The sequence below is a fragment of the Acinetobacter sp. ANC_7511 genome (assembly GCF_056779975.1).
The window spans coordinates 17,310-30,894 of sequence record NZ_JBWYIY010000018.1; the positions used below are offsets into that span (position 1 = coordinate 17,310).

Here is a 13,585-nt window from a genome sequence, read left to right on the forward strand (position 1 = left end):
CTTAGGCTGGTTTTTTTAATTACATTTCTGGTGGTTCTTCATTCAAAGGCGTAAGAATATTTTCAAAGGAGGAAATTTCAATTGGAATGAGCGGCGTTTCGATTGAAAGATCTTGAACAGGTGTTTCAGTCGCTTGTTGAGCTTGTTGAGCTTGTTGAGCTTGTTGAGCTTGTTGAGCTTGTTGAGCTTGTTGAGCTTGTTGAGCTTGAACCATGGTTTTCATTATTTCATCAGCTGGTGCACTTAGTTCGTGTGCTTTTTTGCTGTCATATTTGGTGGCAAGTTCTTTTAAAATTGCGTAAGACAAATAACTTGTAAATGCTGGATTCTCGGATTTAGCCTTGGATGGAAGTAGAGAAACGCAAGCGGCATGAAATAAACCATGTTGTACGTATGTTGCATTGAATGCAGGATCTTTAGCTTTATCAGGATCACCTAAATAACCAATCTTGAAGCCAATTTCAGATGCAGCACAGGCATTGGTCACTTCAGAGGAGGGATTGCGATAGTCAGCATTTTTTTTGAAATATAGCACTTCTGCGATTGACATCATTTCATCTTGAATTTCTTTGAGTCGGCCATCTAAATTTTGGACTGCAAAATAATTTTTTAACTTAAATAGTGTTACAGTGCCTTCGAGCCATTTTTGAGGTTGTTCTGTATAATTCAAATTTGTATAACAGGCAGAAGTTTGCAGGGCGGCTTCAACAAATTCTTTGTTTTTTCTTGGATTTTTCATATCTTGATCAGCCCCTAAATATCCCATTTTGTAGGCTTTTTCATAGGTATTACATGCAGGCGTGATGAGCGTCTTTTTTTGATATGTCTTTGCTTTTTTTAGCAGCTCTATTTGATTCTTTATCGTTGGTTCAAGTTCAGATGCATAAGTGGAAGCAGTTACAAATAAAGCGGTGTAACACAATAACTTTTTATACATCATTAGTCCTTAGGCAAAAAAAATTCCATAATGTGATGACTTTACTAATGCTGTTTAAATAGTTCAATGACTCAATAAAAGAAAATCATTGTAAAAGATGACCAATTTCAATCTATTGTTCAAAATTGAGATCATGATTGAATTATCAAAAAAGCCCCCGAGATGGGAGCTTAGCTTTATCCTGAAATATACTGTTGAAGTTGTTCAATCAACACTTTTTGGTCTTCCATCGCGGCTTTAACCAAATCACCAATAGATACAATTCCGACGAGTCTATCGTCTTCTAATACTGGCAGATGGCGAATATGACGTTCTGTCATTAAATCTAAACACTCATCTACGGTGTTGCTTTTGCTTACAGATAAAACCGTACCAGTCATAATTTCTGAGACTGTAGTTAAGTCGGATGTACGTTGCATAAGTGCAATTTTACGCGTGTAATCCCGTTCAGATAAAATTCCAACAAGTCTTTCATCTTGTACGACAACAACGGCACCAATACCTTTTGTTGCCATTAATGTGATTGCTTCTAAAACCGTAGCATCAGGTGTGATGGTAGAGATTTCTGAATTGTTTTTATTTTGTAGGACTTGAGCTACTGTTGTCATAAAGGTTCCTCTTGTTGGTTATTCGTCCATGTATAAGTTAATAACTGAAATCTTAAATCTTTACAATCTTTTTAGTGGAATTTTCTGCTAAATAGATGGGCTCAAATGATTTTGAAAAAAGAGCATCTGCATGTGTGGAATAGTGAGCTTAAAGTGGCGATCTCGATGATTGCACAGAGCAGGTGTGACTTTTAGTCGCGTTAGGGTTGGGAGTAATGAATTTTTAAAATCATCAGGCGTTATTTTTCGAGGCTGATAGTGCGGCCAGTGAATTTTTGCATAATGTAAAGCCTGCACTGAATTGAGCCAGAAGGGAAATATGTAATCTTGATTGATTGATCGAATGGCCCAACCTTGATGTTCTGGATTGTACAGTCCCCACAGTACTCCACAATACATCATAGTTTTAAGGATATTAACTTTGAGTAAAAAATGCTTTGAATTTGGCTGCAACTGTACAAAGGTGTTCATGATCGTTCGATGATTCATTACCAATGATGATAAGTTCAGTCTAATGATTTTTTCTTAAAGTTTAGTTGCATTAATTTAAAGTTTGGTAAGCAAATATGTAATAAAAGAGCTAAAAAAAACGCCACGAATGTGACGTTTATTTATGCTTGCATTGTGGCCATATTTTGCCAATACTGTGCTTTCAAAGAATCACGTTCTACACGGAAACCTTGAAGATAGAGTTCAGCTAGAAACATCGCTGCTTTACCGTGACCCGCACGTGCTGCATTCTCAAGTTCTGAAACTGCATCTGTAAAATTCATTTCAAATTGAATGGTATTTACAGCATTCGAATACATATGTTCGAGGTCTTGTTGAGAGAATTGTTTAATCATATAAAACTCCTTATTCTAATTATGATTAGTACTACAGTTATAAAGACCTAAATTAGGTCAAAATGGAATATAACAAAGTAATATTAAACTAATATTACAATTTGCGTTAATTGTCAAATAAATTTTCAAGATAAATCTTTTAAAAAATACTTACATGATTAAACTTTAATCATTTTATATTGAGTTTATGATAAAACTGTAAATAACTATAAAGGAGAATGACTTATGACTAATACCATTGATGGTTTTACATTTGGCAATCCACCAGAGCCATCCGATATTATTGCGCTTGCACATCATCATAAAAAACAACTTGATGAAGCAATTTTTCATCAAGAAATCCATTTAGGTCACTACTGTTTAGAGCAGCGTAAACGTGTGCATGATTACACGCAGACGCTTGATCCTGCAGCGAAAGCTGAATTTTATCGCTATTATGACGGCGAATTAAAACGTATCGCCGTCATTGACGAAGAACACCCTGATGATGCTGAAGGTGGTTTAAGTGTTTTCACTATTTTTATCGTACTCGCGGTGATCGCTGCTATCTTATATTTTGGTGTTGTGCAGAATGTAGTCTCTTAAAGGTGAATAAGCGCCATTTTTGCATAATGGTTCTTCTTTAAATCAACGTTAACACTATATTTTTAAAGCATCTCGGATTACACTTAAGCTAATCCGAGGTTGTACATGCTCCATTTAAAAAAAATTTCGTCTGATCTTTTCTCACAATTAAATATTGAGCAGATTCAAAATGCTTTCATCATAGGCATTGTACTTTTTATTCTTATTGTCTCTAGTATTGCACTGAATCGTCCAATTAATTCAACCCACTTTGAACAAGTTCAAGCGCTCGCGGCTCAAAATCGTTTAGAGCGAACGCATGAAATGGCAACTTTGTTACTTGCAAAACCTAAGATTAAAAATATTGAATTTTATCGTTTGCTGAATGCTTATCATATCGAGAATGCTCATATAAAAATTTATCCAGCTATTGAAAAGTTGGATTAGTTTTCAATCTTATTCAGATTGAGCCCAAGATTTTGATTCAGTATTTCTTCGATCTCCTTGGCAGTGACACGGTCAGAGACAGCAATAACAGTCATTTGATCGGGGTGTAAATGTTTTTGTATTGCATTTTGAATATCTTGGCGAGTTAATTTTCGAATCTGCTCCTGATACTCATTTAGATAATTGGAATTAAGTCCATAAAAACCAATTGATGCGATTTGGGCATTAATATTTGCATTACTATTTAAGGTCATTGGAAAAGACCGAAGAATACTTTCTTTATTTTCTTTAAGCAAAGAGTCAGTAATTGGCTGTTTTTTGAAGTCAATGAATACTCGATGTGCGAGCTTTAAGCTTTCGAGCAATTGGTCTTGTTGTGTCGCATATCCAAAACTAAAAACGCCAGGTACCTGTGGTGTAGTCAGCGTACTCGATGCGCTATAGGTGAGTCCTCGTTTAACTCGTAACTCTTTTGATAAGATTGAATTAAAACTCCCACCACCAAACATTCTGTTGGCAACTTCCAAAGCGGCACGGTCTGGATGTGCTCGTTCTAAAGATAAATGACCCAATAATGCATGTGCTTGTAGGCTTTCGCGTTTTAGTACTGAAATTTTAAAACCTGATTCACTGACGGGAGTTGGAAGGTCGGGCTGCTTTTGCCCTTGCGGTAAATTGATACTGATCAGTTCCGAGATCTGTTGAGCTTGATCTTGAGTGAGTTGTCCTGTGATTGCTATATTGGAATTTTGAGCGACAAGCAATCGATCTCTAAATTCTTTGAGTAATTCAGGCGTAATGTTTTTTAAACTACCGACTGTCCCAGCTGTTGGTTGAGCATATGGATGATCTCCATACAGCATACGGTACAGTTGTATTGACATTAGTCTAGATGGATTCTCTTGAAGTTGTTTTTGCCCAATTTGAGTATTACTGAGCGCGAGATTAATGCCTGATTGTTTGAAGGTGGCATGTTTGATTAAATGCAGTAGTAAGTTCAATGCAGGGTCAAATTTTTCAGGATCATTTAACACTCTTAGTCGAACAACAAACATATCGCGATAGGCATTGAAAGAATATTTGGCGCCTAATCCCTCAAATGTGGTGGTAATCTGTTTGGCACTGAGCTGATCTGTTCCTTCAAGCATAAGGCGAGCTGTCATATTGGATATACCGTAAAGTCCTTTACCTATGACTTCATCTCGTGCAGATCCAGCATTAAATGTAATTTGAATGTCGACCATTGGCAGATCATTCGTTTCGACAAATAAGGTTCGTACATTTAAAGAGTTTTTAAGTTCTTGAACAAAAGGCGCTTGATAATTGTGCGAATTTTTTTTGATCTCTTTTAAGCTTAACAAGTTTTTGATTGAGCTTAGACCACTGGAATCTTCTTCGATGATTTGTTCAATTGGTTCAGCTTCTATAAGTTCCTCAGCATGCGACATTGAACTCAAGATGGCACCACACAATACACTCGTTAAAAATAGAGAAGACAAATAATTCATAAAACGCCTAGTTGTTGTTTTTCTGTTCAGGATAAAGATGTAAAATGCTCAAATTGTCACGATTAAAATAAATATTGGCAATGCGTTGTAAATCATGCGGTGTGACTTTATCGAAGTAATCAGGGAGTTGATCAATCATGCGATAGTCTAGATCATTGATGCTGAGCAAACCAATGAGTCGAGCTTGCCCAATAATATCATCTTGGCTATACACTAAATTGGAAACGAAATTCGCCTTGACCCGATTGAGTTCTTTTTCATTGACCAATTCTGATTTGAATAAATCTAGTTCCTGCTGTATGCGTTTTTGCGCTTGCTCAAGACTGATACCCTCAGCAGGTATGGCAGAGATTAAAAATAGGCTATCCCCACGATTATATGGATCATAACTCACATTAATTGAGGTCAGAATTCGCTTATCTCGGATCAGTCTGTCTTGTAGACGTGCTGAAATTCCGCCGTCCAATAGATTTTGAATAATGGTTAAAGCGTAGGCGTCTTGAGGGTTCTTTGCTGTTTTAATGGAATTGACATTCCAAGCCATAAACAAGTTGGGCACATGTACACCCTGATATTGCTCCATAAAGCGATATCCAATTCTTGAAAATTCAAGCACATCATTTCGCTCAGGAACTGATTTTTTTGGAATCTTATTAAAATATTTTTTGACTTCTCTAATGGTTTGTTCAGGATCTACATCCCCAATAATGACTAATGTTGCATTATTCGGTGCGTACCAAGTTTGGTACCATTTTTTTAAATCATTTAATTGAATGTTATTCAGATTTTTCATTAAGCCAATCACTGGTTGGCGATAGTGACTGGTCGGGTATGCAATCCATTTAAATCTTTCAAAAGCAAGGTTGCGAGGATTGTCCTCTGTTCGTTGCCGTCGTTCAGCCATTACAACTTTAATTTCGGGTTCGAAATCTTCTTGGCGCAGAACTAAATTTTGCATTCGATCTGCTTCTAACTCTAATGCCAGTGGAAGATATTTTTTAGGATAGAATTGATAGTAATTGGTGTAATTTGTGGATGTGAATGCATTGACACTACCACCATAAATTCGACTAAGGCGTGTAAATTCATCATTCGGTACTTTTTTAGTGCCTTTGAACATCATATGTTCTAGTACGTGTGAGATGCCGAGTAAATTCCCTGACTCGTCACTACTGCCGACGGCATACCAAATTTGACTAATTACTACAGGTGCGCGGTGATCTTCTCTAATAATGACTCTTAAACCATTATCCAGTGTTGTTTCGACGGTGTTTCGAGAGAGTTGAGCAGTTTGCTGATTTGCAAATGTCATCATCGGTGCTGATGTAATTGCAGCAATGATGATTGTCTGTTTGAAAATGAGTTGCAGAGAGAATTTGAGCCGGCTGAGAGACACAATTAATCCGAATAATGACTTTAAAATTATTCTTGATGATGTCGTATATTTATTCAAGATTGAACTGTTGCAATTTGGTTGATTGTTTTAAAAGTAATTGCAGATCGTGAATTTAAAGCAATCTATGCTAAACTCCATTCTTTTAATCGCAATGCTTTTCAAGGAATCGGCATGCAAGAACAGCAAAATAAATTCTTGATTGATGCGGATATTGGTGATGACGATGTCACCTTACCGAGCCTCCCGGCCGTTAATGTGCCTATTATCGAAAACAATGAAGTAGAAAAGCTGGAAACGGTGCCGGCCGTTGAAGAAACAAAACCGAAAGGTGGTTTCTTCAGTCGTATGAAAGAAGGCTTATCAAAATCTCGTAAAAATTTAGCTGATGGAATGATGAATATTCTAGTCGGTGGTAAAGAGATTGATGATGAGCTGCTCGAAGAAGTTGAAGAACAATTATTGGTCGCAGATATTGGGGTAGAGGCGACGAAAACAATTATTGCCAATTTGACTGAAAGAACTGCGCGTGGCGATTTGATCTACTCTCATTCTCTCTATAAAGCTCTTCAAGAAGAATTAGTTGCTTTATTAGCACCACGTGTCAAACCGTTACATATCGATCCTAATAAAAATCCCTATGTGATTTTGGTTGTGGGTGTAAATGGTGTAGGTAAGACAACCACAATTGGTAAACTCGCAAAACGATTACAAGGTGAAGGTAAAAAAGTCATGCTCGCGGCAGGCGATACTTTCCGTGCTGCGGCGACTGAACAGCTACAAATTTGGGGTGAACGTAACGATATTCATGTCGTTGCACAAGGTCATGGTGCAGACAGTGCTTCTGTAATTTTTGATGCTTTTGAAAGTGCACGAGCGAAAGGGATCGATGTATTGATTGCAGATACCGCAGGGCGTTTGCATAACAAAGGTCACTTGATGGAAGAGCTCAAAAAAGTAAAACGTGTTATGCAGAAAATTGATGCGACTGCACCGCACGAAGTGATGCTTGTTGTGGATGCTGGCACAGGACAGAACGCGATTAATCAAGTTGAAATATTTGATGAAGCTGTAGGTTTAACGGGTCTTACTATTACCAAATTGGATGGTACTGCAAAGGGTGGTGTGCTATTTAACATTGCGAGCCGCACACATGTGCCAATCCGATTTATTGGTGTAGGTGAAAAGATTGATGATTTGAGACCGTTCTCAGCAAAATCATTTGTCGCTGCATTATTTGATAACGAAAAATAATTATTCTTGGGTTAATTTAAAAAGCTCCTTATACGGAGCTTTTTTTATAAATAATTAAAATTCATAAGGTTAATCAAATATGAGAAAGCCGAATCTTTAGACTCAATACATTAAATACGCAATTTGTTCCAAAAATAGAACACTTTGTTATAAAGATAAGGCTGAAAAGGTTTCGTAATATGAATAAGATAGCATTATCGTTAGCACACAATGAATGTTAAAAATAAGGAATAAGTTATGTCTTTTCTAAATCAAATTAAAAATCGCCGTACCATCTATGCAATTGGTAAGAATGTTTCTTTAGACAATACTCAGATTGAAGAAACCATTAAAGAAGCGGTACGTCAAAGTCCATCGTCATTTAACTCACAGACATCACGTGTTGTAACACTTTTTGGTGAGTCACATGACAAATTTTGGAATATCGTTTTAGAAACGTTACGTAAAATTGTTCCTGCAGAAGCATTTGAGGGAACTCAAAATAAGATCAATAGCTTTAAAGCGGGTCACGCAACTGTATTGTTTTATGAAGATCAAGATACGGTGAAAGGTTTACAAGAGCAATTCCCACTTTATGCTGAGAATTTCCCAATTTGGTCTGAACATTCAACAGCTATTGCTCAATTTGCGGTTTGGACTGCATTGTCAGAAAAAAATATTGGAGCATCATTACAACATTACAATCCAATTGTGGATGAAGAAGTGGCTTCAACATTTGAAATTCCATCTTCTTGGAAACTTCGTGCTCAGCTTGTGCTCGGTTCAATCGAAGCGCCTGCAGGAGATAAAACGTTTATTGATGACGAAATTCGTTTTAAAACTTTTAATTAATCCAAATCATATAAAGGCACTTCGGTGCCTTTTTTTTATGACGAGTTCTGTCATTAAATTGTCATCGCTTGGTAGCATAGTAGTCATATCTAACAATCTAATATTGAGTTATTTATGAAATTAAAAATTGCGTCTGCATTGATATTTACGGGTTTGAGCAGTCAAATTTTTGCAGCGGCGACCTTGGAGGTTCCAGAGGAACTGGTCGTAATTTCAGTGAATAATCAAGAGGTTAAATCAGGACTATTTAAATCAAAAAAACAATACCAAATTGATGTGAATCAACCTTTGGTGAATGTTCGATATAATCAATACTTTGAACTACCTTTAAATAATCATGAGATCGTAAAGTCGGATATTCTTACTTTGAAATTGCCAGCCCTAGAGGATAATAAGTCATACAAATTGGATTTAATTCATCCACCACGAGATTTGGACCAAGCAAAAACATTCGCCAAAAATCCTCAATTGGCAATTTATAATCAAAATAATCAACTCATTTCAAATAATCTGATTGTTCAAATGACCTCGCAAAGTTTGCTAGGCGGTACGATCAATCAAATATTGCATAATGAGCCACAAGCTAGCCCAATGACCAAGTCAAGTTCATCATCAATAAATACTCAAACAGTGGAACAAGCTGACATTAAAAATACAAATTCAAATACTCATGTTGGTCAGACGTTGATTGAAGTATGGAAAAATTCTTCAAAGCAGGAACGTCAAAAATTTATGACTTGGCTTGCAACGCAATAAAACATTTAATATTTCATAAACAGATATAAAAAAGCCCTCATAGAGGGCTTTTTTATAAATTAAGTGAACAGCCAAGTATAGTAACCATAAATCATTAATGGCCATGCTACAAATGGACTAAATAAATACTTCCATATCCAATAACGTGGTATAAACCCTACGCCATGGATAAATCCACCAGATATTCCAATCATAATCAGCATCATGGCACGGTGACTGTAATTACCACTTGCATCCAACATCAGACTTGGGTGGATGAGTAATATGGTAGCGAGAGGCAATGCCATCAGAAATGAAATGATCATTGCGAATGAGTATTTACGTTTTTCAGAATTTGACATTGCAAGCTCACTCATTTCATTCACCATCTAAGTCTTGATGTTGTTCCATGTAAATGGCTGCAAGTACACTCGCGAAACATGCCATTAACACACCTAGTATCCATGCGAAGTACCACATAATTATCTCCTAACAGTGATTCGGTTTTAATACAGACTATGCGTGTGGTCTTGAATATGTTTCTTGGTGATCACACCCCACATTTTGTAGTAACACCAAGTGGTGTATGCCAAGATCAGCGGAACAAAAATACACGCAGCAACTGTCATTACTGAAAGCGTCATTTGGCTAGATACTGCATCCCACATCGTCAAGCTAATGTTTGGATGAATACTAGATGGCATCAGGAATGGGAATAGGGCAAAACCAGCAGTGAGAATTGTGCCAATCACAGCGAACGATGTACCCAGAAAACTAAGTCCCGCTTTATTTTTAGACGATGCTAAAACCACAATTATTCCTCCGATAATCGCCATTACCGGTGCCAATATTGTGATTGGATAAATAGAATAATTGTTCATCCAGCCATGATTGGCATTAGTGAGTACTTCTTTAGCAAGTGGATTAGCAACACCATTCGTATCATAAGGTGTTACAAGCGTGTAGCCTTCGATATTGCCGAAATACAACCATGCACCAGCACCGAGAAAACAGATGAGAAAAAGAATACCCATATATCGTGTAGCTTGAGCAGAGCGTGTTCTTAATGCACCTTCAGTGCGTAGCATTAACCATGCACCACCATGCGCAGCAAGCATCGTCAAACTGACCAATCCACAGACCAAGGCAAATGGATTTAAAAGTGCAAAGAAGCTTCCTGTGTAAGTTGAACGAACAGTTTCATCAAGTGTAAAGGGGATGCCAAGGAACATATTGCCAAATGCAACACCAAAAACGAGTGCTGGTACTGCGCCGCCAATACATAAGCCCCAATCCCAAGCATTACGCCATTTAGTATTTTCGAGCTTAGAGCGATAGTCAAAACCAACAGGTCTAAGGAATAAAGCAAATAATACGAGTAACAGCGCCCAGTACATACCCGAGAAAGCTGTTGCATATACCATTGGCCAAGCTGCGAAAAGTGCACCACCCGCCGTAATAAACCAAACTTGGTTTCCATCCCAATGTGGTGCAATGGTGTTGATAGCAGCACGACGCTCTTCATCGTCTTTACCGACGAACGGCATCAGTGCCATAGAGCCCATATCAAATCCATCAGTCAAAGCAAACCCAATAAGGAGGACGCCGACCAATACCCACCAAATGATTTTGAGAAGTTCATATTCAATCATGTTAAATCTCCTCAGTTGACTTATTGGCTGCTGCTAGTTTTTCGAAATGATACTTTCCAGTATGTAAAGAGCTTGGTCCTAGTCTTGAGAACTTGATCATTAAATACATTTCTATGATGAGCAGCACTGTATAGAAAGCAGCGAGTGCTAAAATTGAACCCCATACATCCGCTGAACTAATACTTGATGCAGATAGGTGTGTTGGTAAAACTTCACCAATAGTCCATGGTTGACGACCAACTTCAGCAACGTACCAACCTGTTTGAGCTGCAATCCATGGAAGTGGAAGGGCGATCAGTGCAAACTTGAGCAACCAAGTTTTATTTTCAGCATTACGTTTCATGACGGCATACGTTGCAAGAATGAACAACAAGAGCATTAAGAAACCTGACGCCACCATCGCTCTAAATGCCCAAAATAAACTTGGAACATGAGGGATAGTATCTAAAGCTGCAGATTTAATTTGTTGTTCAGTAGCATCAACCACAGTTGGTGTGTATTTCTTCAACAATAGACCATAACCCAAATCTTTTTGAGTCTCGTCAAATGCAGCTTTGAGTTCTGGTGATTGATCTCCAGCACGAAGTTGTTCAAGCTGTGCATAAGCGACCATACCATTACGGATACGTTGCTCATGTTGTGCGATTAAATCTTTGATCCCTGTGACTTGTTCAGTTGTAGAGCGAGTCGCAATTAAACCCATGACATATGGAATTTTCACAGCATAGTCTGTTGTTTGCGTCTCGGGATTGGGGATACCAAATAATGTGAATGCAGCTGGTGCTGGATGTGTATCCCATTCTGCTTCAATTGCAGCGAGTTTGGTTTTCTGAACATCACCTAATTCATATCCTGATTCATCACCCAGTAAAATTACGGATAATGTCGAAGCAAGACCGAAAATAGCAGCAATGGCAAATGAACGACGGGCAAAGGCCAAATCACGTTTTTTAAGTAGGTAATAACTTGAAATTGCCAATACAAAAATTGCACCAGTCACGTAACCCGCAGAAACAGTATGGACAAATTTAACTTGTGCCACTGGGTTAAAGATTAGTGCGGCAAAATCTACCAGTTCCATACGCATGGTTTCATAGTTAAATGCGGCACCGACAGGGTTTTGCATCCAACCATTTGCAACCAAGATCCAAAGTGCTGACATATTAGAGCCTAAAGCCACTAACCATGTCACACATAAATGTTGGACTTTAGAAAGACGTTCCCAGCCGAAAAAGAATAAACCAATAAAAGTAGATTCTAAAAAGAAGGCCATTAATCCTTCGATTGCTAATGGTGCACCAAAAATGTCACCTACATAATGTGAGTAGTAAGCCCAGTTTGTACCAAACTGGAATTCCATCGTTAGTCCAGTGGTTACCCCTAAAGCAAAGTTGATCCCGAATAACTTACCCCAAAACTTGGTCATGTCTCGGTAAATCTCTTTGCCTGTAATGACATAGGTGGTTTCCATGATGGCAAGGATAAATGCCAAACCTAGAGTGAGGGGTACAAATATAAAGTGATACATTGCGGTCATTGCAAATTGAAACCGCGATAGATCGACCACGCTTTCAGAAATCATCAACGTGTCTCCTTCATTTTAAGTTCGCTGCCCGTAATTCGTTCAGCGACTTGATGGTCAAAGTTTTTGGGAATGGTAGGTGCATCAAACCAGATATTTTTAATCACGATAAGAATGATTACTTTGATAATAAGAATCAGAGTAATCTCTTTGATTAAATTTTTATTTAAACTTGAAGGTTTAATCATCATATTTAAATGCATTATTTGAATCTATTTTAATTATTATTATCTTTTTTTTATTTAAAATAAATACTTTATAGTCATAAATATTTTTAATATAAAAAATATAATAAAAACAGTTATTTATAATTTTTATTTTTAATAAAATTAAATCCTACTAAAATGGTTATATTAAAAAATAAAATAGACTAAAATACTTGGTATTAATGTTTTAATTCCAACTAAAATAATAGGATTATTGTTTTAAAGTTTATTAAATTAGTTGGTTTTAAATCTGATTGAAATGGTTGGTTATAAGAATTTTATTAATTTTTATATAATCGTTGAGTTGGTTGGATTTAAATTTAATAGGCGTCACAAAATACCTTGAATGAACTATTTTCAAATCAAATGCATATAATTGAAGTGGGGTGTTAATAGCTAATTAATGCTGATCAACATTGAAAAGTTGATTTGTTTTTGCAATTTTTTTAGCAATAAAATGAGATTTTTTTGCACGGATCAGGAGGATTTGAGATTGAAATTCAAGTTCCCCAAACTCTGGTTCAACTTGTACATAATGTAATTGACCGAATTCATCGCGAACGCGTGCTTGAGCAGAGAAACCAGGTCGTGCATTACCACTAGAAACAGTTGCTAGTCGACCAAGCAAATTTGAGTGCTCTGATTTGTATTTGGGTTTGATTACTTGATCCAAACAATGAATCATAAATACCGTAAAGAAGATTGCGATAATTAAAGCGGGTAATAAAACATAGTACCAAGCTAGAAAGGTTTTCTGGCTTGCAAATACAATGAGCTGAAGAAAATATCCAGCAAAACTAAAATTGATCAGAAAAAAAACAAGAATGAGAACTTTGGAAAATTTAACTTGAAGCAAAGGAAGGCGAATAAGCCAATAAGGTGTTAATTTTTTTATAAATTGACTAGGTCTTAAGCCAACAAAATAGCCTAAGGTTTCAGCCATGCTGAGCATTAGCAATGCAAACACGCACATATGAAATGGCATTAAATCAATTTCCATTAAAAATGCCAGCATGTCCTTCA

General features: G+C 37.0%; 17 protein-coding genes. 5 read left to right on the forward strand and 12 right to left on the reverse strand.

All coding sequences use genetic code 11. From position 1 onward, the window contains the following. Positions 1-19: 19 nt before the first annotated feature. The 4 genes from AC1M9L_RS12295 to AC1M9L_RS12310 all read right to left on the reverse strand — a co-directional run bounded on the left by AC1M9L_RS12295 (position 20) and on the right by AC1M9L_RS12310 (position 2,390). Complete coding sequence (locus tag AC1M9L_RS12295) at positions 20-937, reverse strand: hypothetical protein (RefSeq protein ID WP_481592285.1); 918 nt, start codon at positions 935-937, stop codon at positions 20-22. Between the two features lie 176 nt (positions 938-1,113). Continuing rightward, positions 1,114-1,545, reverse strand: coding sequence for a CBS domain-containing protein (locus tag AC1M9L_RS12300; protein ID WP_035266567.1), 432 nt, complete (start codon positions 1,543-1,545; stop codon positions 1,114-1,116). 87 nt (positions 1,546-1,632) lie between these two features. Beyond that, positions 1,633-2,016 carry a DUF2750 domain-containing protein gene (locus AC1M9L_RS12305; protein WP_481592286.1) on the reverse strand — a complete coding sequence of 128 codons (384 nt, stop codon included), beginning with the start codon at positions 2,014-2,016 and terminating at the stop codon, positions 1,633-1,635. A 140-nt stretch (positions 2,017-2,156) separates the two neighbouring features. Beyond that, on the reverse strand, positions 2,157-2,390 hold the full coding sequence (locus tag AC1M9L_RS12310) for an SEL1-like repeat protein (RefSeq protein ID WP_035266572.1): 234 nt from the start codon (positions 2,388-2,390) through the stop codon (positions 2,157-2,159). A 225-nt stretch (positions 2,391-2,615) separates the two neighbouring features. Between AC1M9L_RS12310 and AC1M9L_RS12315 the strand changes: the two genes are divergently transcribed. Both AC1M9L_RS12315 and AC1M9L_RS12320 read left to right on the forward strand, forming a co-directional pair. After that, positions 2,616-2,975 (forward strand): hypothetical protein, encoded by a 360-nt coding sequence (locus tag AC1M9L_RS12315; RefSeq protein WP_481587962.1) that lies wholly within the window; start codon positions 2,616-2,618, stop codon positions 2,973-2,975. Between the two features lie 105 nt (positions 2,976-3,080). Then, positions 3,081-3,401 carry a hypothetical protein gene (locus AC1M9L_RS12320; protein WP_481592287.1) on the forward strand — a complete coding sequence of 107 codons (321 nt, stop codon included), beginning with the start codon at positions 3,081-3,083 and terminating at the stop codon, positions 3,399-3,401. Here AC1M9L_RS12320 and AC1M9L_RS12325 read toward each other — a convergent pair. Beyond that, entirely contained in the window at positions 3,398-4,909 is a 1,512-nt protein-coding gene (locus tag AC1M9L_RS12325) for a M16 family metallopeptidase (protein WP_481592288.1), read from the reverse strand. The two genes, AC1M9L_RS12320 and AC1M9L_RS12325, sit on opposite strands and share 4 nt — an antisense overlap. 7 nt (positions 4,910-4,916) lie before the next feature. Beyond that, positions 4,917-6,224: a M16 family metallopeptidase gene (locus AC1M9L_RS12330; protein ID WP_481592313.1), complete on the reverse strand. Its 1,308-nt coding sequence runs from the start codon at positions 6,222-6,224 to the stop codon at positions 4,917-4,919. Positions 6,225-6,476: 252 nt separating this feature from the next. Here AC1M9L_RS12330 and ftsY point away from each other — a divergent pair, with 252 nt between their 5' ends. From ftsY to AC1M9L_RS12345, 3 genes are all read left to right on the forward strand, one after another. Continuing rightward, a complete protein-coding gene (ftsY, locus tag AC1M9L_RS12335; protein WP_481592289.1) occupies positions 6,477-7,556 on the forward strand; it encodes a signal recognition particle-docking protein FtsY in 1,080 nt (359 codons plus the stop codon). Positions 7,557-7,793: 237 nt separating this feature from the next. Next, a complete protein-coding gene (locus AC1M9L_RS12340; protein WP_481592290.1) occupies positions 7,794-8,387 on the forward strand; it encodes a nitroreductase family protein in 594 nt (197 codons plus the stop codon). 114 nt (positions 8,388-8,501) lie between these two features. Beyond that, complete coding sequence (locus tag AC1M9L_RS12345) at positions 8,502-9,143, forward strand: DUF2057 family protein (RefSeq protein WP_481592291.1); 642 nt, start codon at positions 8,502-8,504, stop codon at positions 9,141-9,143. A 59-nt stretch (positions 9,144-9,202) separates the two neighbouring features. Here AC1M9L_RS12345 and AC1M9L_RS12350 read toward each other — a convergent pair whose 3' ends face one another. The 6 genes from AC1M9L_RS12350 to AC1M9L_RS12375 all read right to left on the reverse strand — a co-directional run bounded on the left by AC1M9L_RS12350 (position 9,203) and on the right by AC1M9L_RS12375 (position 13,577). Continuing rightward, entirely contained in the window at positions 9,203-9,499 is a 297-nt protein-coding gene (locus AC1M9L_RS12350) for a cyd operon YbgE family protein (RefSeq protein WP_092768427.1), read from the reverse strand. A gap of 1 nt (position 9,500) precedes the next feature. Beyond that, complete coding sequence (cydX, locus tag AC1M9L_RS12355; protein WP_035266590.1) at positions 9,501-9,602, reverse strand: cytochrome bd-I oxidase subunit CydX; 102 nt, start codon at positions 9,600-9,602, stop codon at positions 9,501-9,503. 26 nt (positions 9,603-9,628) lie between these two features. Next, on the reverse strand, positions 9,629-10,774 hold the full coding sequence (gene cydB / locus AC1M9L_RS12360) for a cytochrome d ubiquinol oxidase subunit II (protein WP_092768425.1): 1,146 nt from the start codon (positions 10,772-10,774) through the stop codon (positions 9,629-9,631). A 1-nt stretch (position 10,775) separates the two neighbouring features. Next, positions 10,776-12,356: a cytochrome ubiquinol oxidase subunit I gene (locus tag AC1M9L_RS12365; protein ID WP_035266593.1), complete on the reverse strand. Its 1,581-nt coding sequence runs from the start codon at positions 12,354-12,356 to the stop codon at positions 10,776-10,778. Next, a complete protein-coding gene (gene cydP / locus AC1M9L_RS12370) occupies positions 12,356-12,547 on the reverse strand; it encodes a cytochrome oxidase putative small subunit CydP (RefSeq protein ID WP_481587955.1) in 192 nt (63 codons plus the stop codon). The genes AC1M9L_RS12365 and cydP overlap by 1 nt, the downstream gene beginning before the upstream one ends. A 415-nt stretch (positions 12,548-12,962) precedes the next feature. Then, positions 12,963-13,577, reverse strand: a complete 615-nt coding sequence (locus tag AC1M9L_RS12375) for an OB-fold-containig protein (protein WP_481592292.1) — start codon at positions 13,575-13,577, stop codon at positions 12,963-12,965. Positions 13,578-13,585 lie beyond the last annotated feature (8 nt).